The 21071-nt window shown below is 60.8% G+C and carries 22 protein-coding genes; 8 read left to right on the top strand and 14 right to left on the bottom strand.

What is annotated here, in order from left to right; translation table 11 throughout:
- Window positions 1-799 precede the first annotated feature (799 nt).
- The 4 genes from C8D92_RS12810 to zapE form a co-directional block, all read right to left on the bottom strand.
- Window positions 800-2161: a DUF1329 domain-containing protein gene (locus C8D92_RS12810; RefSeq protein ID WP_116919569.1), complete on the bottom strand. Its 1362-nt coding sequence runs from the start codon at window positions 2159-2161 to the stop codon at window positions 800-802.
- 34 nt (window positions 2162-2195) lie between these two features.
- Window positions 2196-4046 carry a DUF1302 domain-containing protein gene (locus tag C8D92_RS12805; RefSeq protein ID WP_116919568.1) on the bottom strand — a complete coding sequence of 617 codons (1851 nt, stop codon included), beginning with the start codon at window positions 4044-4046 and terminating at the stop codon, window positions 2196-2198.
- A 407-nt stretch (window positions 4047-4453) separates the two neighbouring features.
- Complete coding sequence (locus C8D92_RS12800) at window positions 4454-5647, bottom strand: thiolase family protein (RefSeq protein ID WP_116919567.1); 1194 nt, start codon at window positions 5645-5647, stop codon at window positions 4454-4456.
- A gap of 169 nt (window positions 5648-5816) precedes the next feature.
- The gene (zapE, locus tag C8D92_RS12795; protein ID WP_116919566.1) at window positions 5817-6914 is read right to left on the bottom strand and encodes a cell division protein ZapE; all 1098 of its coding nucleotides are present in this window, start codon (window positions 6912-6914) and stop codon (window positions 5817-5819) included.
- Window positions 6915-7147: 233 nt separating this feature from the next.
- On the opposite strand from zapE, the gene C8D92_RS12790 reads away from it, so the two are divergent.
- Complete coding sequence (locus tag C8D92_RS12790) at window positions 7148-7609, top strand: Z-ring associated ZapG family protein (RefSeq protein WP_116919617.1); 462 nt, start codon at window positions 7148-7150, stop codon at window positions 7607-7609.
- 3 nt (window positions 7610-7612) lie between these two features.
- The gene (locus C8D92_RS12785) at window positions 7613-8362 is read left to right on the top strand and encodes a Nif3-like dinuclear metal center hexameric protein (protein ID WP_116919565.1); all 750 of its coding nucleotides are present in this window, start codon (window positions 7613-7615) and stop codon (window positions 8360-8362) included.
- Between the two features lie 264 nt (window positions 8363-8626).
- Here C8D92_RS12785 and hisC read toward each other — a convergent pair whose 3' ends face one another.
- The 10 genes from hisC to C8D92_RS12735 form a co-directional block, all read right to left on the bottom strand.
- Window positions 8627-9706 carry a histidinol-phosphate transaminase gene (gene hisC / locus C8D92_RS12780; protein ID WP_095611595.1) on the bottom strand — a complete coding sequence of 360 codons (1080 nt, stop codon included), beginning with the start codon at window positions 9704-9706 and terminating at the stop codon, window positions 8627-8629.
- Complete coding sequence (gene hisD / locus C8D92_RS12775; protein WP_095611596.1) at window positions 9703-11031, bottom strand: histidinol dehydrogenase; 1329 nt, start codon at window positions 11029-11031, stop codon at window positions 9703-9705. The genes hisC and hisD overlap by 4 nt, the downstream gene beginning before the upstream one ends.
- Window positions 11032-11068: 37 nt before the next feature.
- A complete protein-coding gene (gene hisG, locus C8D92_RS12770) occupies window positions 11069-11707 on the bottom strand; it encodes an ATP phosphoribosyltransferase (protein WP_095611597.1) in 639 nt (212 codons plus the stop codon).
- 12 nt (window positions 11708-11719) lie between these two features.
- Window positions 11720-12982, bottom strand: coding sequence for a UDP-N-acetylglucosamine 1-carboxyvinyltransferase (gene murA / locus C8D92_RS12765; protein WP_095611598.1), 1263 nt, complete (start codon window positions 12980-12982; stop codon window positions 11720-11722).
- 15 nt (window positions 12983-12997) lie between these two features.
- Window positions 12998-13237 carry a BolA family protein gene (locus C8D92_RS12760; RefSeq protein ID WP_095611599.1) on the bottom strand — a complete coding sequence of 80 codons (240 nt, stop codon included), beginning with the start codon at window positions 13235-13237 and terminating at the stop codon, window positions 12998-13000.
- An 80-nt stretch (window positions 13238-13317) separates the two neighbouring features.
- Window positions 13318-13647 carry an STAS domain-containing protein gene (locus C8D92_RS12755; protein ID WP_095611600.1) on the bottom strand — a complete coding sequence of 110 codons (330 nt, stop codon included), beginning with the start codon at window positions 13645-13647 and terminating at the stop codon, window positions 13318-13320.
- Entirely contained in the window at window positions 13644-14297 is a 654-nt protein-coding gene (locus tag C8D92_RS12750) for an MlaC/ttg2D family ABC transporter substrate-binding protein (protein ID WP_116919564.1), read from the bottom strand. The genes C8D92_RS12755 and C8D92_RS12750 overlap by 4 nt, the downstream gene beginning before the upstream one ends.
- Window positions 14298-14334: 37 nt before the next feature.
- A complete protein-coding gene (mlaD, locus tag C8D92_RS12745) occupies window positions 14335-14784 on the bottom strand; it encodes an outer membrane lipid asymmetry maintenance protein MlaD (RefSeq protein WP_095611602.1) in 450 nt (149 codons plus the stop codon).
- Window positions 14784-15566 (bottom strand): lipid asymmetry maintenance ABC transporter permease subunit MlaE, encoded by a 783-nt coding sequence (gene mlaE, locus C8D92_RS12740; protein ID WP_095611603.1) that lies wholly within the window; start codon window positions 15564-15566, stop codon window positions 14784-14786. The genes mlaD and mlaE overlap by 1 nt, the downstream gene beginning before the upstream one ends.
- The gene (locus tag C8D92_RS12735) at window positions 15563-16375 is read right to left on the bottom strand and encodes an ABC transporter ATP-binding protein (RefSeq protein WP_095611604.1); all 813 of its coding nucleotides are present in this window, start codon (window positions 16373-16375) and stop codon (window positions 15563-15565) included. The genes mlaE and C8D92_RS12735 overlap by 4 nt, the downstream gene beginning before the upstream one ends.
- Before the next feature lie 263 nt (window positions 16376-16638).
- Between C8D92_RS12735 and C8D92_RS12730 the strand changes: the two genes are divergently transcribed.
- The 6 genes from C8D92_RS12730 to lptB are packed head-to-tail and all read left to right on the top strand — an operon-like array spanning window position 16639 to window position 21017.
- Window positions 16639-17607 (top strand): calcium/sodium antiporter, encoded by a 969-nt coding sequence (locus C8D92_RS12730; protein WP_095611605.1) that lies wholly within the window; start codon window positions 16639-16641, stop codon window positions 17605-17607.
- A gap of 6 nt (window positions 17608-17613) precedes the next feature.
- Window positions 17614-18588, top strand: a complete 975-nt coding sequence (locus tag C8D92_RS12725) for a KpsF/GutQ family sugar-phosphate isomerase (RefSeq protein ID WP_095611606.1) — start codon at window positions 17614-17616, stop codon at window positions 18586-18588.
- Window positions 18589-18619: 31 nt separating this feature from the next.
- On the top strand, window positions 18620-19165 hold the full coding sequence (locus tag C8D92_RS12720) for a KdsC family phosphatase (RefSeq protein ID WP_116919563.1): 546 nt from the start codon (window positions 18620-18622) through the stop codon (window positions 19163-19165).
- 10 nt (window positions 19166-19175) lie between these two features.
- On the top strand, window positions 19176-19769 hold the full coding sequence (gene lptC / locus C8D92_RS12715) for an LPS export ABC transporter periplasmic protein LptC (RefSeq protein ID WP_165819276.1): 594 nt from the start codon (window positions 19176-19178) through the stop codon (window positions 19767-19769).
- On the top strand, window positions 19744-20292 hold the full coding sequence (gene lptA, locus C8D92_RS12710; protein ID WP_243402442.1) for a lipopolysaccharide transport periplasmic protein LptA: 549 nt from the start codon (window positions 19744-19746) through the stop codon (window positions 20290-20292). The genes lptC and lptA overlap by 26 nt, the downstream gene beginning before the upstream one ends.
- The gene (gene lptB, locus C8D92_RS12705; protein ID WP_116919561.1) at window positions 20292-21017 is read left to right on the top strand and encodes an LPS export ABC transporter ATP-binding protein; all 726 of its coding nucleotides are present in this window, start codon (window positions 20292-20294) and stop codon (window positions 21015-21017) included. Before lptA ends, lptB begins: the two co-directional genes overlap by 1 nt.
- The last annotated feature ends 54 nt before the right edge of the window (window positions 21018-21071 follow it).

The following is a 21071-nucleotide window of genomic DNA, read 5'->3' as shown; positions in this document are numbered from 1 at the left end:
CCTGTTGACGGGCAAAGCGGAGCTTGCTGGCCATCAGCATACCGGGAAATAGCGCATTCATCTCGCGTCGTGCGGAGGCGGGCATCAGCGATAAACGACGCATCGCATTGGCGGCCTCACTGGTGTTGTCGGCATCCAACGCCAGTCCACAATGCAAAAGACTGGGCAGTGCAGACCAGACGGATTCGAGCGGCAGCTTGAGAATGCCGCGCTCCAGCCGGGACAATCCGCGAATCGCAACGTCCTCGACACTCCGCGCCCGGGCCACAAATCCCCGGAGGACGCCCTCCAGAACGGTTTCTGGACCCGCATCGTTCGTCGCGACCGCATCGTCTTCGGGTCCCAGGCACGCAATGGCTTCGGTCAGCTCACCACGATGCCAGTGCTGCAGCGCGAGGTTGAGACGTAAGCGGCGCACCTGTTCGGTGGTGCCGATACCAGCCCCTTGGGACGCCACGGTCACTAACGGGTGCGCATCGCCATTATCCAGAGTCCCATTGTCAGCGCGCTCCGGAGACAATGCCTCACCATTAACGGGCGTACTTCCGGTCGACCAGGACGACGACATCGGTCTGAGATCGTTCGGCTCCATAGAGTGCTGAGATTCCATCACGGATGAAGGGTAATACAAACCACGTACGGCGGCAAAGCGCAGAGTGGATGACCCATCAATGGCGAACGCACATTCGCGATGCAAACACACCCCATCAGGCCGATGCGATGGTCAGGGCTGTCCGACCGTACAAAAAAAGGGCCTCCCGAAGGAGGCCCATGTCGTGCTGGTAAAACAGCCGGTCGGTTAGCGCGTGCCCGCCCGGCGCAGAGCCGCAGGCGTGTATTCGCGTGAGCGACGGCTCGTGCCGAAGCTGTAGGGGTTCGTTTCTTCGTTGGTCAGCCCCAGGACCAGGTAACGACCGGACAGTGTGTCGTACAAGGTTTCAATGGCGTACCAGGGCACGTCCACATCATAGAACTGCATGGCGTGGGCTTCCGCCACTCGCCAGAGCTCGCCACGGCCATCATAGTGGTCGATGACCGCCGCCTGCCAGGTGTCTTCATCGATATAGAAGTCACGCTTGGCGTAGATGTGACGCGAGCCGTCCTTGAGTGTGGCACGAACATGCCAGACCCGGTGCAGCTCATACCGCGTGTACTCCTGGTTGATGTGACCGGCATTGATGATCTGATCGTAGCTCAGATCACGGTCAACCAGCTTGTAGGAGTTGTACGGGATGTACATTTCCTTCTTGCCGACCAGCTCCCAGTTGTAACGATCCGGTGCCCCGTTAAACATGTCGAAGTTATCCGAGGTCCGCATGCCATCGGCAGCCGTACCCGGCCCGTCATACGCGACCTGAGGCGCGCGACGCACCCGCCGCTGGCCCGCATTGTAGACCCATGCCCGACGCGGCTCCTTGACCTGGTTGATGGTCTCGTGGACCAGCAGGACGTTCCCCGCCAGACGAGCCGGCGCGGTGATGGCCTGCTTGAAGTAGAACAGGACGTTCGGATCCTGATCCGGATCGAAGTCTTCCAGAGCCGTCCGCCAGGTCAACTCGTCCTGGAACTTGACCACACTGAAGTCCCCATCGGCCGTCGGCGTCACCTGCCCCACGTTCCGGGCCACAGAACCACCCCGGTAGCGGGTGATGTGGTTCCAGATGACCTCGAGACCATTCTGCGGAATCGGGAACGGCACACCGGTGGTGTAATCTTCCATCCCGTTACCGCTGGGGATCAGCGAGGTTTCCGTTGCATTCTCAACGCTGGCGTCGTAGATCTTCTGCGGATAGGCCGCCGAACGCCGTGTCGGGTAGACCGGGATGAAGAAATCATCGTACTGATTGATCATCTTCACCTGTCCCGGCGAGAGCTTATCCGCGTACTGGTCCACATTGGACTGGTCGATGCGGAACTTCTCTTGGTCGTCCGGGTACGGATTCACGTAGATCCCGTCCCCGTCATACCCGCTGGGGGCTTCCTGAAGACCGCCATCCCAGGCCGGAATCGCACCCCCGTTACCGGCTTTTGTCGCGCCAATCGGGGTCAGGGAATCACCCAGTTTTGCCGCCTCTTCCTGAGACACCGCGCCCAGAGCCGGTCCAGCCGCCAGGGACACTGCCAGGATCCCGCCTGTCAGCAGCTTTTTGTTCAGTTTCATTGACACATACCCCATTAAATGAATTCAGGCTCTGTCAGAAGGAGACAGACACGCTCGCCGTTACATTGTCACGATCGGTCAGGTCGTTGTACGGCTTACCGCCGAAATAATTCGTATAGCCGATCGACGCCTCGTAGCGGTTCTGATAGGTCCCGCTCAATGACAGTCCAACGGATTTGCTGCCTTCGATAAAGTTACCCCCCGGGGCCGGCGCATAACCCTGCACATCGTGCGCAAAGGCAATCTGAGGCTCCAGGTTCACGCCGGCGTACACGCCGTTGTACTCCCAACTTGCCCGCATGACGTAGCCCCAGGAAAAGTCGGTCGTGAAGCCTTCGTTGTTGCAGTACTCCGGGTTGAGATTGGAGCCCGGACACGCATCGGCTGTGCCGGCACCTGTCTCAAACGGGATCGTCCCAATCCCAAATGTCCCAGGACGACCGTAGCGCGCTTCATCATAGCCTGGCAGATCGTGAACATACGTCGCGCCGACCTCCCCGATGAACGTCATGCGACTCGCACCCATGATCTGATCAAAGAAATTGACCAGCGTCATCTGAGCCTGGGATACCTTGAATCGGTCGTACCCTTTTACGGGTTGATCCGAAAGATTTGCACCGCCAGCCTCGGAAAGGCGCTGACGTTCCAGCAAGCTAACAGGCTGCCCATTGGGAAGACGGAGTTGCGCCCCGCCGGCGAGCAGCTCGAATGCGTTCCACTGCAGCGGCATATTCGGTCGAAAACTGTATTCCGCGCCGACAGACCAGCCGCCAGGAGCTGTTGTATTGATACTGAGGCCATACAGGTCAATATTCTCCGGGTACTCGATGAAGTAATCCGGAAGCGTTGACGAACCGATGCCGCTGCTAACAATACCGCTCACATAGGGGAGGCGGCTGTTGTACTTGATGTAGTAGAGGCCAAGTTCGGAGTCGTTCAGCGCCGGCACATACCAACGAACAGCCGCACCGAACTGGTCCTTATCATCAGGCTTGCGATCAGCCGCGCGGTCGATCACCGCACCCGCCTGTCGGGCCTGAAACTCCGACACCTGCCCAGCTTCAAAGACCGGACCGCAGCCATCGGGCGCAAAGTCATTGGTTGAAAAGAACGTGCCACAGTCATCCGGCTCGACCTTTTCCCAATCGGTCTGGACGAAAGCCTCCACAGAGACGTTCTGGGTGATACCGGCAGAGGTATAAAGCATTTCAACCGGCAGCAAAGCGTCCTTAAGCTGGGCACCCGGTGCCCGGATGGCATTCACATCCACAGGGTTGATGATATTGACGCCACCCTGGATGAAAGTACTTTCACCCCAGCTCACAACCTGCTTGCCGTAACGGATGCTGACTGGCACGTTCCCGAAATACCAGTCAGAGAAGACGTAGGCATCCAGAAATTCGGCACCAGAGGCATTCTTCTTCGCCTCAGTGTTGAGCGGACGGACGTTACCATTCACGTCCCGATGGCGGTGTTCGTCCTTGAGCTCGAAATCGTAGTAGTAACGCCCACGAGCGAAACCGCCCACACGGGTGAGATAGTCACTGTTCACCCGGTAGTTCAGAAACAGATCGCTCGTGCCTTTGACGATCTTGCTGTAGGTCTTGCCCTTCTCAAAGTTCAGGTTGCCGTCATCATAGTTGGTTGTTGACGCCCCCTTCCCCTGAGCCGCATCGGCCGTGGACAGGTTGCCCCGAGCGATCAGGCGTTTGTCCGGGTCCTCCACCCGCCAGCCCGCCCCGGCCGTCAGCGTGGTATCAAACGAGGCTTCGACGTCCCCCATGTAGAACTGGTAAGCGGCTGTCGGCGTCGACATCGTGGCGGCGACGGCCGCCGCGAGGGGTAGTTTGGCCCACAGATGCCGCTGGTGAGTTTTTCTTGTCATTGGAAGGCTACTCCGTTGTTGTTCTATGTCGCTGCTGAAAGTCTCCGGGACCGGCGATCACGCCAGGCCCCGTGTGAGAGTGACTGTCAAAACCAAGACGTTGTTATCCCAGCACTATAGCGAAGCCACGAACCAGCTTTGATCAGTCAAAAGTATGATTTTGGGTGGCCTCCAGAGCCACCCCGCTGCGGTGGGAATCTCCCACAGTTGGCCTCAATATAGCCACAAAACGGGACTGGGGCCAGTGAGTGTCTTGCCTATGAGTCTGCCCGGTAGAAATCGTGCCCGGCGAGATCGTCCCAATGCGAGGCCATTTTGACGGTGATATGAGGCGCATAGTGGTTCCATCTAACGATAATGAGCGCTCAAGAGGGACCCCAGTGGGACGGTCGCGGCAGCGCGACTGTCTATCGCGCAGACTCCGACACCTCAATCGCAACCGCCGTTGCTTCACCGCCTCCGATGCACAGCGCGGCCACCCCCTTGCTCATTCCCTGGCGGCGGAGCGCGTGCATCAACGTAACGATCAGACGAGAGCCGGTGGAGCCGACCGGATGCCCCTGCGCGCAGGCGCCGCCGTGGACATTCACCTTCTCAGGGTCCAGCGAGAGCTCTCGGATGGGCATCATGGCCACCATCGCAAATGCTTCGTTGATCTCATACAGATCCACCTCGTCCGTCGACCAGCCCGCCTTTTCCAGGACATTACGAATCGCATCGACCGGCGCGCAGGTGAACTCGGAGGGATGCCGGGAATGCGTCGCATGGGCGACGATCCGTGCCATGGGTGTCAAACCGCGGCGCTCCGCCTCGGCTTCGCTCGACAGCACCAGCGCGGAAGCGCCATCGGAAATCGAAGAGGCGTTGGCCGCCGTTACCGTGCCGTCCTTTTTGAACGCCGGACGCATCTGCGGAATCTTGTCGAGATCGGCGGTCATCGGCTGCTCGTCATTCTCGACAACGGTCTCTCCCTTCCGGGTGCTGACGATCACCGGCACGATCTCATCGGCCAATGTGCCCTGCTCGATCGCCGCCTTTGCCCGCTCCAGTGAACGGATGGCGTACTCGTCCATCGCCTCGCGCGAGTACCCCTTCTCGTCCGCCATGTCCTGGGCGAACGCGCCCATCAGGCGGCCGGTTTCCGCGTCCTCAAGGCCATCAAGGAACATGTGGTCCTGAGGGGCCGCCCCCGGCCCCATCCGGTAGCCCTTGCGGGCGTCCGTCAGGATGTAGGGGGCGTTAGACATGCTCTCCATCCCGCCGGCCACCATGATGTCATTGGTCCCCGCCTTGATCAGGTCATGGGCGAACATGGCGGCCTTCATACCGGAGCCGCACAGCTTGTTGATGGTCGTCGCGCCAGTGCTGTCTGGCAGCCCCGCGCCGCGCATCGCCTGGCGGGCCGGCCCCTGCTTCAGCCCCGCGGGCAGTACGTTGCCCATGATGACTTCCTGCACATCCGTCGGCTGGAGCGAGGCACGCCGAACCGATTCCCGGATACTGATCGCGCCCAGATCGGTGGCACCCACGGGCGACAGACTGCCCTGAAACCCACCCATTGGCGTACGGGCGCCGCTGAGAATTACCACGTGGTTGGTCATTGGTTCTCTCCTACGTTGTGTCACAGAAAAAAGAGGGCTGAACGTTTTAAAGTCTGAAGGTTTTAAAGTTGGGAGGGATTGCGCCCCAGAGGCTTATCCGCCTTAAAACATTCAGACTTTAAGACCTTAAAACCTTCTTTTTTGTCTTTCCGTGGTTATAAAACGATTTTTAAGCCCGATGCGGCGCCTCGAGGTATTCATGGCTCTGCATCTCCAGCAGCCGCGATTCGGTCCGCTCGAACTCGAAACCCAGCCGCCCGCCGCTGTAGAGCTCGGTGATCGGCGCCTCTGCCGACAGGATCACCTTGACGTTACGGTCGTAGAATTCGTCCACCATGTTGATGAATCGCCGCGCGAGATCGTCCGAATCGGCGTGGAACACCGGCACATTACTGACGAGGATGGCGTGGAACTCCCGCGCAAGTTCGATGTAGTCATTCTGACTCCGGGGCCCGTCACACAGTTCCCGGAACTCGAACCAGACCACGTCGTCCGCGTGCGCCCGGGCCTTGATGGGGCGGCCGTTAATGTCCAGGTCCAGGTCGTGGCAGGCCGCTTCGACGGCAAGCCGGTCAAAACTCTCCCGCAGGCTCGCGTCCGCTCCGTCATCAAGCGGGTGATAGAACAGCTTGGCCTGCTCAAGGGTCCGCAGCCGGTAGTCCACGCCACCGTCCACATTCACCACATCCGTGTGTTGGTTCAACAGGTCAATCGCCGGAAGGAAGCGGGCACGCTGAAGACCATTTTCGTACAACCCGTCCGGCACGATGTTGGAGGTGCAGACCAGGGTCACGCCCCGCTGGAACAGCCCATCCAGCAGCGTTGCGAGAATCATGGCGTCGCCGATGTCCGAGACGAAGAACTCGTCAAAGCAGATTACCGTCGCTTCGTCGGCAAACCGGCGCGCAACGACGTCGAGAGGATCACTGGTGTTCTGCAGATTCTTCAACTCATTGTGGACCCGCTGCATGAAGCGATGGAAATGCACACGCATTTTGCGGTCAAACGGCAGACTCTCATAGAAATTGTCCATCAGGTACGTCTTCCCGCGACCCACGCCGCCCCAGAAGTACAGCCCCTGGACCGGAGTCTCCCGCCCTTTGCGCAAGGCCCGCCGGAATCGCGCCAATGGACGCTGGCGTTGTTCTTCAGCCGCAATGAGGGCATCGTGCAGGGATTGCAGGCGCTTGACCGCGTCTTCCTGTGCCTTGTCCGGCTCAAAACCGGACCGGGCCAGATCGTTCTGGTAGCGTTCCCAGGGCGTCATGACTGCGTGATTGCTCCTTGCCAGACCATGTGGACGAAAAAACCGCTATTGTCTCCCAATCGCCGGTGTTTGACCACATTACAGGACTGGCGCGGCCAGTGATTCGGTCCTTACACCTTTGTCGGGGCGCCACCCCATCAAGCCCCCGTGTGCGAAGCGCCTCTGACTTTGTATACTCAGGGACTCCAGTGGTCGCCGACCACGCCCGCAACCAGATCAACTCCAGGGGTATTATGAGCACCATCATGATCGTCGCGATTGCCATCGGCATCCTCATTGCCGGCCTGGTCGCCGGCTACTTCATCGGCCGCTCAGGCTCCGCCGGTGGCCTCCAGCAACGCCGGCTGGAGCAACAGATTGACGAGCTGCGCAGCGAGTACACGCGGTACCAGGCCCAGGTGAACGAGCATTTCGTCGAGTCGGCTCATATGCTGCGCCGATTCAATGACGCCTACCGTGACATCAACCGGCACATGGCACGCGGCGCCAGCCGCCTGTGCCATGACGAGGACTGGACCGACGAATTCGCCCTGGAGAGCAACGCACAGGCCCGGCTCGGGCGGAGTGCGGACGACCCGGAACCGCCCCGCGATTACGCTCCGAAAGCCGATCCGGAGGAAAAGGGCACGCTCGCCGAAGACTACGGCCTGGACAATGAACCCGAGGACACTGAGCAGACACCGCCGAGGCAGTAACCCATGGCCCACCGCGATGACATCATTCGCCAGACAGAAGAGTGGCTTCAGCCGGACGCCTTCAAGGACTACAACCCGAACGGCTTGCAATCGGAAGGCAAGGCGGATGTGCGTCGGATCGTGTCCGGCGTGACGGCCTGCCAGGCGTTTCTCGACGCAGCAATCGAGGACAATGCCGATCTCGTCCTGGTCCACCACGGTTACTTCTGGAAAGGCGAAGACCAGCGCATCCGGGGCATGAAACAGCGCCGGCTCAGGACGCTCTTGACTCATGACGTGAACCTGCTGGCCTATCACCTGCCGCTGGACGCCCATGAAACACTGGGCAACAACCGTCAGCTCGCTGACATTCTCTCATTTCAGCGCGCTCGGCCACTGGCGCCCGGTGGCCTGGTCTGGATTGGCGAGCTGTCTGAGCCAATGACGCCAGAGGCGCTGTCGGCACACTTGTCGCAACGGCTCGGCCGGGCACCACTTCACGTTGGCACCGGTCCCGACCGGATCAGGACGATTGCCTGGTGCACCGGCGCCGCTCAGGGCTTCATCGACGAGGCCCTGGCCGCCGGAGCCGATGCGTATGTCAGTGGCGAGATCTCAGAGCCAACAACACACACCGCCCGTGAGTGCGGCATTCACTACTTCGCCGCCGGCCACCACGCCACGGAGCGCTACGGCGTGCAGGCCCTGGGTGAGCGATTAGCCGAGACGTTTGGGATCGAGCACCGGTATATCGATATTGATAATCCGGTGTAGTCGGGGAGGTTTGCCACGGAAAGACACGGAAAGCACGGAAGCGCCCTTCGGGCGGAAACGAAAAGACTCTGGAAGCCGTAGGTTGGGCTGACGCAGGAAGCCCAACAAAGCTTCGTGACTGCCACCAGGCAACATCGGTATGCTCGATTGACACTGTTGGGCTTCCTGCGTCAGCCCAACGTTCAAACTTTAAAACCGTTCTTTTCCGTGTTCTTCCGTGCCTTTCCGTGGCCAAAAAACAATCAACCTCTTTCCCCGAACCGCCTAGCGATACTCCCGATCAAACCGCTTGAGAATATCCCCCAGCGTCGCCAGCAACCGACCGTTCTGCTCCGGGTTGCCAATGGTGATGCGCAGGAAGTTGCCGATGCGCGGTTTGTTGAAATGGCGCACGATGATGCCATGTTCCCGCAGATGCCCGGCAATGTCGGCGCCTTCGTGGTCGGGGTGTTCCGTGAAAACGAAGTTGGCACTTGACGGCAGCACACGGAAGCCAAGAGCCTCAAGCCCCTCAGTCACCCGGCTACGCTCGGCCATGACGGCCTTGCGGGTGCTCTGAAAGTGCTCCTCGTCTTCATAGGCGGCGATGGCGCCGGCCAGGGCCAGCCGGTCGATCGGGTAGGAGTTGAAGCTGTTCTTGATTCGTTCCAGCGCCTCAATCAGGTCGGGATGACCCACGGCAAAGCCGACCCGTAAACCCGCCAGCGACCGTGATTTGGACAGCGTCTGGGTCACCAGCAGGTTGGAGTACTGATCGACAAGACCAATGGCGGTCTCGCCGCCAAAGTCGACATAAGCTTCATCCACGACCACCACGACATCAGGGTGGGCCTTGAGGATCGTTTCGATGTCACTCAGCGGCAACAGACGCCCCGTGGGGGCGTTGGGATTCGGAAAAATAATGCCGCTGCATTCCCCCTGGAACATGTCGGGGTGAATCCGGAAATCGTCATCCAGCGGTACCGGCTTGGGCTCAATACCATAAAGGCCGCAGTACACCGGATAAAAGCTGTAGGTCACGTCCGGGAACAGCAACGGCTTACCATGCCCGAACAGCCCCTGAAAGATATGTGCAAGCACCTCATCCGAGCCGTTGCCGACAAAAACGTGATTACTGCGGACACCATGGTAACGGGCGATGGTCCCCTTCAGCGCGTCGCTGGAGGGGTCCGGGTACAGGCGCAAACCGTCGCCCAGTTGACCGGCAATCGCCTCGTTCACACGCGGTGACGGCCCATAGGGGTTTTCGTTGGTGTTCAGCTTCACCAGATCCGGCATTTTCGGTTGCTCGCCCGGCACGTACGGCACCAGGTTGTGAACAAACGGGCTCCAGTAACGGCTCATTCGCTGTCTTCCTGTTCGTCGTTCCGAATCCGATACTCCGCCGACCGGGCATGCGCAGTCAGCCCTTCACCCCGCGCCAGCACCGAGGCAATGCGACCTGTACGACTGGCACCTTCCCCGGAAAACCCGATGATTGAGGAGCGTTTCTGGAAATCATAGACGCCCAGCGGTGATGAGAAGCGGGCCGTGCTCCCGGTGGGCAGCACGTGATTCGGCCCGGCGCAGTAATCACCCAGCGCTTCGGCCGTGTACCGGCCCATGAAAATCGCGCCAGCGTGCCGGATGGCAGGCAGCATCGACTCCGGATCGGCCACGGATAGCTCAAGGTGCTCTGGCGCAATGCGGTTGGCGACATCGGCCGCTTCGTCCAGATCCGCCACTTTGATAAAGGCACCACGGTCCCGGAGTGATGTCGCAATGATGTCGGCCCGCTCCATCGTCGGCAACAGCCTGCGAATGCTCTCTTCGACACGATCCAGATAGTCTGCATCGGGACTGATCAGAATGGACTGCGCCTGCTCATCGTGTTCGGCCTGCGAGAACAGATCCATCGCGATCCAGTCCGGATCGGTCCGTCCGTCTGCAATGACAAGGATTTCCGATGGTCCGGCGATCATATCGATCCCGACCGTTCCAAAGACCTCACGCTTGGCTGTGGCGACGAAGATATTGCCTGGCCCCACGATCTTGTCCACTGGCGGCACCGTCTCAGTGCCGTAGGCCAGCGCGGCAACGGCCTGGGCACCGCCAATGGTGAATACCCGGTCAACACCGCCCACGGCCGCGGCCGCCAGCACCAGCTCATTGACCACGCCTTTGGGTGTGGGCACCACCATGATGATCTCTCCCACTCCCGCCACACGGGCCGGCATGGCATTCATCATGACGGACGACGGATAGGCCGCCTTTCCGCCCGGCACGTAGAGACCGGCGCGGTCGAGTGGACGAACCTGCTGGCCCAGCACCGTCCCGTCCGACTCCTGGTACTGCCAGGACTCGGATTGCTGTTTATCGTGGTAGCGACGAATGCGCTCCCCCGCCTGCTCCAGCGCCCAGCGCTCCTCCTCAGGCAGGTTCGCCAGTGCCTGTTCCAGGCGCTCGCGGGGAATCTCGAGGTCACTGAGCTGACTCGCCGATACCTCGTCGAACCGTTCGGTAAGCTCAAGAACGGCGGCATCGCCCCGGGTCCGCACGTCATGGAGGATGTGACGCACCGATTCCCCGACCTGATGATCGACACTGTCGTCCCAGGCTAGGAGTTTGCGGAGTGCGGCGTCAAAGCCATCGGCACCCGCTGTCATGCGCTGTATGGACACATCCGTCATGGGTAACACCTCAAATACGAAACAGGGTGTGACAACATCAGGCGCTGGCGGCAACAGCCGCGCCCATCTTCTCAATAATGGGGTGAATATCGCGATGTTTCATCTTCATCGACGCCCGGTTGGCAATCAGGCGCGTGCTGATATAGCTGATCAGCTCGCGGGGCTCCAGGCCATTTGCCCGCAACGTGTTGCCCGTGTCCACTATGTCGACGATTTCATCGGCGAGACCCAGAATCGGAGCAAGCTCCATCGCACCATACAGTTTGATAATGTCCGCCTGACGACCCTGGGAGGCGTAGTGCTGGCGGGCGAGATCCACAAATTTTGTGGCCACGCGTAGACGGCCCTGCGGCGCGCCACCTTCTTTCGGGCCGGCCGTCATCAGCTTGCAACGGGCGATATTGAGGTCGAGCGGTTCATAGAGCCCGGCGCCACCATGCTCCATGAGCACGTCTTTGCCGGTCACACCGAGGTCCGCGCCGCCGTACTGCACATAGGTCGGCACATCCGTCGCACGGATGATCAGCAGCCGTACCCGCTCGTCCGTGGTTGGAAAGACCAGCTTGCGGGTCTTTTCGATGTCATCCACCGGCTCAATGCCGGCCTCTGCCAGCAGCGGCAGAGTCTCTTCCAGAATCCGGCCCTTGGACAGGGCGATGGTGATGCTCTCACTCATAATCTCTTCCCGTCAGGCCGGCAGCCGGCGAATGCTGGCTCCCAGCAACTGCAGCTTTTCCTCGATGCACTCATAGCCACGATCGATGTGGTAGATCCGATCCACCTGGGTTTCTCCCTCCGCCACCAGGCCCGCGATCACGAGGCTGGCGGAGGCCCGCAGGTCTGTCGCCATGACGGGGGCGGCGGTCAGCGCATCCACACCGGTGATAATGGCCGTGTTGCCTTCGAGGGAGATGTTCGCGCCCATCCGGATCAGTTCCTGAATGTGCATGAACCGGTTCTCGAACACGGTCTCGGTAATCGAGCCAGTCCCTTCCGCCACGCTGTTCATGGCGGCGAACTGCGCCTGCATGTCCGTCGGGAAGGCCGGGTACGGCGCCGTCTTGATGTTGACCGCTTTCGGGCGGTTGCCCTTCATGTCCAGAGATATCCAGTCGTCGCCGGTGCTGATGTCCGCGCCCGCCTCATCCAGCTTGAGCAGAACAGACTCAAGGATGTCTTCCCGGGTATCCTTCAGCCGCACCCGACCGCCTGTGGCCGCCGCCGCGACGAGATACGTCCCGGTTTCGACCCGGTCCGGCAACACACGGTAGTGGCACCCATGCAGACGCTCGACACCATGGATTTCAATCGTGGCAGTACCCTGACCCCGGATGTCAGCGCCCATGGCGATCAGGCATTCCGCCAGGTCCACCACTTCCGGTTCTCGCGCGGCGTTCTCGATGATGGTTTTCCCTTCGGCGAGGGTGGCCGCCATCATGAGGTTTTCCGTGCCAGTAACCGTCACCGTGTCGAGGAAGATGTGAGCGCCTTTGAGCCGGCCGCGACGAGTCGCCTTGATGTAGCCATTCTCAACGCGGATTTCCGCCCCCATCTGCTCCAGACCGCGCGTGTGCAGGTTGACTGGTCGGGTGCCGATGGCGCAGCCACCAGGCAGAGAGACTTCCGCATGGCCGAAGTGTGCCAGCAGCGGGCCCAGCACCAGGATGGACGCGCGCATGGTCTTGACCAGTTCGTAAGGCGCGTGGAACTCCTGAATCGCGTTGGCATGGATCTCGACGCTCATCTTCTCGTCGACCATCACCTCCACGCCCATGCGCCCAAGCAGCTCGATCATCGTGGTGATGTCGTTGAGATGCGGCAGGTTGCCGACCGTGACCGGCTCATCCGCCAGCAGCGTCGCGGCCAGGATGGGCAGGGCCGAGTTCTTCGCCCCTGAAATCCTTATCTCGCCGTCCAGGGGGTTTCGACCCCGAATCAGTAGTTTATCCACGGTGTCGGTCCTGTATTATTGACGCTCGGCCCACTGCTCCGGGGTAAACGCCCGGATGGTCAGCGCGTGAATGGTGCCATCGGCCAGCTCATCATTCAGGGCACCGTAAATCAGCTGCTGCTTCTTGACCGGCGTCATTCCTTTGAACCGCTCGCCGACGGCGACCACCAGATAGTGGTTGCCTTCGTTTTCAACATGAATCTCGCAATCCGGCAATTCCTGACGGACTCGCTCTGCCACCGCTTCAGGCTGCATCGCTTACCTCAAACTCTGAATATGGAAAACCCGGATTGTATCGAACTTGCGGGTGGGATGGATAGGCAAAGCCCATGGCGTCAAAGCCCCCGCCCCTCAACCAGGCCGGGAATGGTGTGCGCCACCCCGCCCATCCGGGCCATCGCACAGAGATCGTCGCTGGCGCCCAGACAGCGCAGCGACACCCCCTGACGAGCCGCCGACTGCTGCCAGCGCAAAAGGAGAGAGACGATAATACTGCTGGCGTTGTCCAGACCGGAAAGATCGAGACGGCAGTCATCACCAGTCACCCCGGCAATGGCTCGCTCGCCCTCCTCGCGAAGACGCACGACATCGGACGCCCCAACCCGCCCGGCCAGCAAAAAGCGGCCGTCACGATCCACCGTCAGGCTGGGCGCGTGACCGGTCATGACTCTTCCACTTCGTTTTCGAGACTCAGATCCTTGACGGTCTCATTCCAACCATCAATCACGGCCTGCACATTGCCGCGCTTGGCCTCCATTTCCTGAGCGAACCGGTCGCGGAAGGCCAGGCCGATGTTCACGCCCTCGACGATGACGTTTTCCATTTTCCAGGTGCCGTTGTCGTCACGGTGCATGGAATAGGCGACGGGGTAACGGTTACCGGAATCGGTTTCGATTTCAGTCAGGACAGAGGCCCGATCCGCAAAGTCCGGCTTCATATCCACCTCGGTCACCGTGATCGAGAACTGGCCGGACTCCACCAATGCCCGAGCGTAGGCATCGAAAAGACTGCGCTTGAACGCCCGCACGAACTGATCGCGCTGCTCCGGGCTGGCCTGACGGGCGTATCGACCCATCACGCGGGCGGCAATGCGGCGGAAATCGACAAAACCGGAAAGCGCCTCTTCCATGCTGGCGTAGAAGGCCTCCGGGTCCTCCTTGTACAGGTCGCGGTTCTCGTCCAGCTTCTGAATGAGTTCCTGAGAGCTGTCCTCAACATACTGCTGCAACTGCGCTTTCTCGTCCGCGTGCACCATACCGGCCATACCGAACAGCCAGGCACAAAGCACAACAAGACTTCGGGTCATCATGGTCATGGGCCTTCTCCTACCCTCGCTTCAGGATTTCTCGCGACTACTGGCCGGTCGCAAAGTTACTGATCAGTCGTTCCAGGTTCAGGGCGGACTGCGTGCCGTAAAAGGTGTCTCCATCGGCCATGGTCTGCTGGTCCGCCCCAATGGAAATATCGACGTACTTCTCACCCAACAACCCGGATGTGCGGATGATCGCGGAACTATCGGTTGGAATGATCCGGTAGTCCTCCCGGATTTCCATGGCGACTCGGGCCTGATACGTCTTGGGGTCCAGCGTGATGGCGGACACACGCCCCACCGTGACGCCGGCCATCGACACCATACCGCGCTCGGAAAGACCGCCGATATCGTTGAAGTTGGCGTACACCGTGTAGGTGGCATCTGCTGATCGGGGCGTCAGACCGCTGACCTGGAGCGCAAGGAACAGGAGCGCGAGGATACCCGCAAGCACGAAACTCCCGACCACCACTTCCATTGTTTTCTGTTGCATCAGAAATCTCCGAACATGACGGCTGTCAGTATGAAATCGAGACCAAGCACAGCCAGGGACGAGTAAACAACCGTCTTGGTCGTCGCGGTGCTGATTCCCTCGGATGTGGGAACGCAGTCATAGCCCTGGTGAACCGCGATCCAGGTGCAGACCAGGCCAAACACCACGCTTTTGATGATGCCATTGACCACATCGTCCAGGAAATCGACGGACGACTGCATGTTGGACCAGTAGGAGCCCTCAAAGACGCCCAGCCAGTCGACACCAACGAGCATGCCACCCCAGATACCGACCACTGAAAAAATCATCGCCAGCAGCGGCAGCGTCATGAAGCCCGCCCAGAGCCGCGGCGCGATGATCTGGCGCAGCGGATCCACACCCATCATTTCCAGGCTGGAAAGCTGCTCCGTGGCTTTCATCAGACCGATTTCCGCGGTCAACGCCGATCCGGCGCGACCGGCGAACAGCAACGCCGTGACCACCGGCCCCAACTCCCGCACCAGCGTCAGGGCAACCATCTGCCCGATCGCCTGCTCAGACCCATAGTCGGAGAGAATGTTGTACCCCTGCAGCCCCAGCACCATTCCGATAAACAGGCCGGACACAACGACAATTGCCAGCGAAAGAACGCCAACCCGGTAGATCTGCTTTACCAGCAAAGGGAACCCTGTGCGCGGCTTCGGCGCGGCATACAGCACGCCCCAGAGCAATGACGCCGCCCGCCCGATGGCGGCGAGCAGATCAAACGCGCCACGCCCCAACGAGGCGACCCGGTCGATCACAGAGCGCCTCCCCGGCGTACATCGGACGCCATGTCGGGAGCGGGGTAGTGAAAGGGAACGGGCCCGTCCGGCTCGCCATTGAGGAACTGACGAACGCGCTCCGAAGAGTGACGCTCCAGGCTCTGTGGCGTGCCCTCGCCGACCACGCGGCCATCGGCAACGATACAGGCATAGTGGCAGATGCTGAGCGATTCCGGGACGTCGTGTGACACCAGCACACTGGTCAACCCCATGGTGTCATTCAAATTCCGGATCAGCTCCACCAACACCCCTTTGGCAATCGGGTCCTGGCCGGTAAACGGCTCGTCGTACATGATCAGTTCCGGGTCGAGCGCAATGCTGCGGGCCAGCGCCACGCGCCGGGTCATACCGCCGGACAGCTCGGAGGGCATCAGCCAACGGGCCCCGCGCAGCCCGACGGCTTCAAGCTTCATCAAAACGATATCCCGGATCATGTCTTCCGGCAGGTCCGTGTGCACCCGCAGGGGAAAGGCGACGTTCTCAAAGACGCTGATATCCGTGAACAGCGCGCCGCTCTGAAACAACATGCCCATCCGCGCCCGGAGCGCATACAGCGATTTGCGGCTCAGTTCATGAACCGGCCGACCATCCACATGGATCGACCCGCTGTCCGGGCGGAGCTGTCCACCGATCAGCTTCAGCAGTGTCGTCTTCCCTGTCCCACTGGGCCCCATGATGGCCGTCACCTGACCACGCGGGATGTCAAGGTTGATGCCATCAAAGATGGTCTTTCCACCGCGCTGGAACACAAGGTCGCGGATCTCGATGTAAGGCCGCGATTCGGTCATGACATGGTCCTGATCCCTATCAACAGAGGCGTACAGTATGACAACTCCCCACAGACCTCAATCAGGTTTAACTGACCGTTCTGATCAAACCATCTGAACAACCGGGCCGATGTTGCCACCGCTCATCCTGTACCGCACAATTCGCCCTCCTACGCCGACCGGAACGCGGCAGGGGGTGACCGGGTGCAACCAGCATCCCGTCTGTTTCATTCGCTGGCCTGACATTACGGTATCGTCACACCACTGGATTCGAGAGCGTCTGCATGTCACTGCTTCCCTTCATTGGGGCCATTATCGTCGGTCTGATTCTGTTGATCTGGAGTGCTGATCGGTTCATCGAGGGCTCAGTAGGCATTGCCAGCAATGCGGGCATGCCGCCCCTGCTGATCGGGCTGACCATCGTCGCCTTTGGCACCTCCGCACCGGAAATGCTGGTCTCCGCTACGGCGGCGCTGACCGATGCGCCCGCCATGGCCGTCGGTAACGCCATTGGTTCCAATATCGCCAACATCGGCCTGGTCCTCGGGATTACCGTCCTCGTCTCACCGGTTCCGCTGCGCCGGGCTGTCCTCAAGCGAGAATTTCCGATCCTGCTCGCCGTTACCGGCGCGGCGCTCCTGTTCCTTATGGATCTGTCACTGACACCGATCGACGGCCTGATGTTTCTCGTCATGCTTGTGGTCGCCCTGACACTTCTGGCAAAAGGCTCAGAGAGTGGGGAGTCCCCCGAGTTTGTTGAAGAGCTGGAGGAAATGCCCGAACTGGACACCAGACGGGCCGTGATGTGGTTTGCCGTCGGGCTGGTACTGCTGATCGCCAGTTCCCGTATGCTGGTGTGGGGCGCAACCGAGCTGGCCCTGACTCTGGGCGTCAGTGAGCTGGTCATCGGCCTGACCATCATTGCGATCGGCACCAGCCTGCCTGAGCTGGCGGCTTCGGTGGCCAGCGCCCTGAAAGGCCATCACGACGTGGCACTGGGCAACATCGTCGGCTCCAACCTGTTCAATCTGCTGGCAGTACTTGCCATGCCGGCCCTGCTGAACCCGCTGACCATCGACCCGGAAGCGTTGTATCGGGATTATGCCGTTATGGCGGGACTGACCGTGCTGCTGGCGATTTTCGCCTACAGCATGCAGAAGAAGGGCAAACTGGCGCGTTTCGAGGGTGGTATACTGCTGGTCATTTACATCGGCTATTCCATTGTGCTCTATCAGGCAGCCCGGGGAGGTTAAGCAAGGATGTCGACGCCAAGGAGCTACCGCCAATCCGCACAACAGGCCATTGCCATTCAGCGTGAGGCCATCGACGCACTGACCGAGCGCATCGACGAGCGCTTCGACAGGGCGTGCGACACGATCATCGCATGCCGGGGACGCGTGGTCGTGACCGGGATGGGCAAGTCCGGTCACATCGGCAAAAAGATTGCCGCCACTCTCGCCAGCACCGGTACGCCCGCCTTCTTCGTTCATCCCGGGGAGGCCAGCCACGGCGATCTCGGCATGATCACCGGCCAGGACGTGGTGCTCGCCATCTCCAACTCCGGCAACACCTCTGAAGTGCTCACCATCCTGCCGCTCATCAAACGCATGGGGGCGCCGTTGATCAGCATGACGGGCAACCCGGCGTCCACACTGGCGCGGGAGGCCGTCGCCAATCTGGACATCAGCGTGCCACAGGAGGCCTGCCCGCTCGGCCTGGCACCGACGAGCAGCACGACCGCGACGCTGGTGATGGGGGACGCGCTGGCCGTTTCGCTACTGGAAGCCCGGGGCTTCAGCGCCGAAGACTTCGCGCTGTCCCATCCGGGCGGCAGTCTTGGGCGACGCTTGCTACTGCGGGTCGATGACATCATGCACACCGGCGAGCGAATTCCTCGCGTTTCGCCGGACACGCGTCTGAGCGGCGCGCTTCTGGAGATATCCCGCAAAGGCCTCGGTATGACGACCATTGTCGATGACGACGATCACCTGATTGGGATCTTCACCGACGGCGACCTGCGCCGCACCCTGGACCGCAACGTCGACGTGCACACCACCCCCATCGCCGATGTTATGACGCGCAACGGACGAACCATCGGACGCGAGCAGTTGGCAGCGGAAGCGCTCAATATCATGGACGACATCCGCATCAACGCCCTGCCCGTGACCGATCAGCACAATGTGCTGGTGGGGGCCATCAATATGCACGACCTGCTGCGCGCTGGCGTGCTGTGACAGGAACCCAACTACCGAACAAGGAGTCGCCATGGAGCGTCCACTGCCTGAAGATCTGATCACCAAGGCCGCTGACATTCGCCTGCTTGCCCTGGATGTCGATGGTGTCATGACGGACGGCAAGCTGTATTTCTCCGCTTCCGGCGACGAGATCAAGGCCTTCCACAGCCTCGACGGCCAGGGCATCAAGCAGCTCCAGAGCGCCGGTATTGCGGTGGCGGTCATAACCGGTCGTCAGTCACCGCTGACCGAACGCCGGATGCAGGACCTGGGCATTACTCACCTGCGTCAGGGCCGGTCGGACAAGGCGGCTGCGTTGCGGGAGTTGCTGGATGAACTGTCACTGAGCCCGGACGCCGTCGCCTATATGGGCGACGATCTGCCGGACCTTGGCGCCATTCGCCTGGCGGGGCTGGGCGCCAGTGTTCCGAATGGCCACTGGTACGTCCGTGCGCAGGCCGACTTCTGCACGGAGACAGCAGGCGGGGACGGCGCAGTACGCGAGCTGTGCGATCTGATCCTGCAGGCCCATGAGGCGCTGGCCGACATCCACCAGACCTACGAAACCATGGTCTGAGGGCGCCACCATGTCGCTGCGCCAGCAAATACCCCGACTGCGCCACCTGCTGATTGTTGTCATTGCGATGGCGCTGGTTGCCCTGCTGTGGCAAAGCGATGAACAGAGCCACCCCGACAGTGCTGCAGACCTGCGGGGCCCGGACGAGCCGGACAGTTTTGTCGTCAACGGCGTTTTCCGCTCCTATTCCGAGGATGGTGCTCTCAAGAGCGAACTCCACAGCGAACGCATTGAGCAGTTCGATAACCGCAAGGTGGCCCACCTGATGTCCCCCCGTGCGGTCATCCGAAACACCGGCACCGAGCAACCCTGGGTGCTGGAGGCGGCAGAAGGACGCTACGAACGCAATCAGGAACAACTCCACCTCTCGGGCAATGTCGCCATTACCCGGCCGCTGGATGACGGCGCCCAGGCTCGGCTGAGCAGCGACCGGCTGACACTGGATAACCGCCGCCGCATTGTGCACACTGACGCCCCGGTCGTGCTGGACTCCCCCCGTGGTGTGACGCACGCCGTCGGTCTCAAGGGCTGGATTGACGACCGGGTTCTGGAGCTTCAGTCACAGGTAGAAGGACGTTATGACCTCCGCTCGTCATCGCCATGACCCATTCCCGCGCGTCGGGGCCCGACTTCTTATCGCCCTGCTCGGCCTGATGATGCCCGCCCTCGCCGGTGCCTTCGATCTGCAATCGGACGCGCCGATCCGGGTGAACGCCGACCATGCCCGGATCGACGAAGGCGCTGGCGAAGCGACATACACGGGCAATGTCATCGTTCGCCAGAACGAAACGACACTAACGGCAGAGAAAGTGGTCCTGCATCGCCAAGACGGTGTCCTGAAACAGATTGAGGCGACCGGCGAGCCCGCCCACTACACCCAGCCCGCCCGCAATGACCGCCCGAAAACGGATGCCGAAGCCCACGTCATCATCTATTCGGCGGGGGACAACCGCATCCTCCTGCGCCAACAGGCCGTCATTCGCCAGGCCGGCAATGTGTTCCGCGGTGAACGCATTGATTACGACACGGCCAAACGGGTGGTCACCGCCACCGGCAGCGACACCAATCCGGACGGGCGCGTGGAGATGATTATCCAGCCGGGCAACCAGAGCGGGGACAATCGCTGATGGCGGTCCTGCGTGCGAGCAATCTGGCAAAGAGCTACAAGCATATCAGTGTGGTCAAGGACGTGTCCCTGGAGATCCGCAGCGGCGAAATCGTTGGGCTTCTCGGCCCCAACGGCGCAGGCAAGACCACCTGTTTCTACATGATCGTTGGACTGGTTCCGGCGGATCAGGGTCGGGTCCGGATTGATGACCGGGACCTGACCGCCTACTCCATGCATGGCCGCGCCCGGGCCGGCATTGGCTACCTGCCTCAGGAAGCGTCGGTCTTCCGCAAGCTGAGCGTACGGGACAACATCATGGCCATTCTTGAAACCCGCAAGGACCTCAAACGACGGGACCGGGACGAGAAGCTGGAAAGCCTGTTACAGGAGTTTCATATCACCCACATCCGGGACAGCCTGGGAATGGCCCTGTCCGGCGGCGAGCGGCGGCGCGTGGAAATCGCCCGGGCATTGGCCACGGAACCGGCGTTCATCCTGCTGGACGAACCGTTCGCGGGTGTGGACCCGATTTCGGTCAGCGATATCAAGCAGATCATCCGCCACCTGCGAGACAAGGGCATTGGCGTGTTGATCACGGATCATAACGTCCGTGAAACGCTGGATATCTGCGAAAACGCCTACATCGTCAGCGAGGGCCATATTATTGCCTCCGGGGCAGCCGACGACATTCTTGCCAACCAGCAGGTCAAGGATGTCTACCTGGGTGATGAGTTCCGGTTGTGATGTCTCAGGCGGGGTCTTGAATCGCCAGATTGGACACAAATGACTAGACTGACA

Origin of the sequence: Tamilnaduibacter salinus (genome assembly GCF_003096655.1) — a bacterium.
Lineage (GTDB): Bacteria > Pseudomonadota > Gammaproteobacteria > Pseudomonadales > Oleiphilaceae > Tamilnaduibacter > Tamilnaduibacter salinus.
Note: the sequence above shows the minus strand (reverse complement) of the source record. Positions and strands in the feature narration are given on the sequence as shown.

Excerpts from the sequence above, each read along its gene's own strand:
- lptB (WP_116919561.1), top strand. The coding sequence starts at position 20,292 with ATGGCGGTCCTGCGTGCGAGCAATCTGGCAAAGAGCTACAAGCATATC.
- C8D92_RS12735 (WP_095611604.1), bottom strand. The coding sequence starts at position 16,375 with ATGACCGAATCGCGGCCTTACATCGAGATCCGCGACCTTGTGTTCCAG.
- C8D92_RS12790 (WP_116919617.1), top strand. The coding sequence starts at position 7,148 with ATGAGCACCATCATGATCGTCGCGATTGCCATCGGCATCCTCATTGCC.
- C8D92_RS12810 (WP_116919569.1), bottom strand. The coding sequence starts at position 2,161 with ATGAAACTGAACAAAAAGCTGCTGACAGGCGGGATCCTGGCAGTGTCC.
- C8D92_RS12725 (WP_095611606.1), top strand. The coding sequence starts at position 17,614 with ATGTCGACGCCAAGGAGCTACCGCCAATCCGCACAACAGGCCATTGCC.
- C8D92_RS12800 (WP_116919567.1), bottom strand. The coding sequence starts at position 5,647 with ATGACCAACCACGTGGTAATTCTCAGCGGCGCCCGTACGCCAATGGGT.
- C8D92_RS12760 (WP_095611599.1), bottom strand. The coding sequence starts at position 13,237 with ATGCAGCCTGAAGCGGTGGCAGAGCGAGTCCGTCAGGAATTGCCGGAT.
- C8D92_RS12785 (WP_116919565.1), top strand. The coding sequence starts at position 7,613 with ATGGCCCACCGCGATGACATCATTCGCCAGACAGAAGAGTGGCTTCAG.
- C8D92_RS12750 (WP_116919564.1), bottom strand. The coding sequence starts at position 14,297 with ATGACCATGATGACCCGAAGTCTTGTTGTGCTTTGTGCCTGGCTGTTC.
- hisG (WP_095611597.1), bottom strand. The coding sequence starts at position 11,707 with ATGAGTGAGAGCATCACCATCGCCCTGTCCAAGGGCCGGATTCTGGAA.
- mlaD (WP_095611602.1), bottom strand. The coding sequence starts at position 14,784 with ATGCAACAGAAAACAATGGAAGTGGTGGTCGGGAGTTTCGTGCTTGCG.
- hisC (WP_095611595.1), bottom strand. The coding sequence starts at position 9,706 with ATGAGCCGTTACTGGAGCCCGTTTGTTCACAACCTGGTGCCGTACGTG.
- C8D92_RS12730 (WP_095611605.1), top strand. The coding sequence starts at position 16,639 with ATGTCACTGCTTCCCTTCATTGGGGCCATTATCGTCGGTCTGATTCTG.
- C8D92_RS12755 (WP_095611600.1), bottom strand. The coding sequence starts at position 13,647 with ATGACCGGTCACGCGCCCAGCCTGACGGTGGATCGTGACGGCCGCTTT.
- C8D92_RS12805 (WP_116919568.1), bottom strand. The coding sequence starts at position 4,046 with ATGACAAGAAAAACTCACCAGCGGCATCTGTGGGCCAAACTACCCCTC.
- C8D92_RS12720 (WP_116919563.1), top strand. The coding sequence starts at position 18,620 with ATGGAGCGTCCACTGCCTGAAGATCTGATCACCAAGGCCGCTGACATT.
- zapE (WP_116919566.1), bottom strand. The coding sequence starts at position 6,914 with ATGACGCCCTGGGAACGCTACCAGAACGATCTGGCCCGGTCCGGTTTT.
- hisD (WP_095611596.1), bottom strand. The coding sequence starts at position 11,031 with ATGACGGATGTGTCCATACAGCGCATGACAGCGGGTGCCGATGGCTTT.
- lptA (WP_243402442.1), top strand. The coding sequence starts at position 19,744 with ATGACCTCCGCTCGTCATCGCCATGACCCATTCCCGCGCGTCGGGGCC.
- lptC (WP_165819276.1), top strand. The coding sequence starts at position 19,176 with ATGTCGCTGCGCCAGCAAATACCCCGACTGCGCCACCTGCTGATTGTT.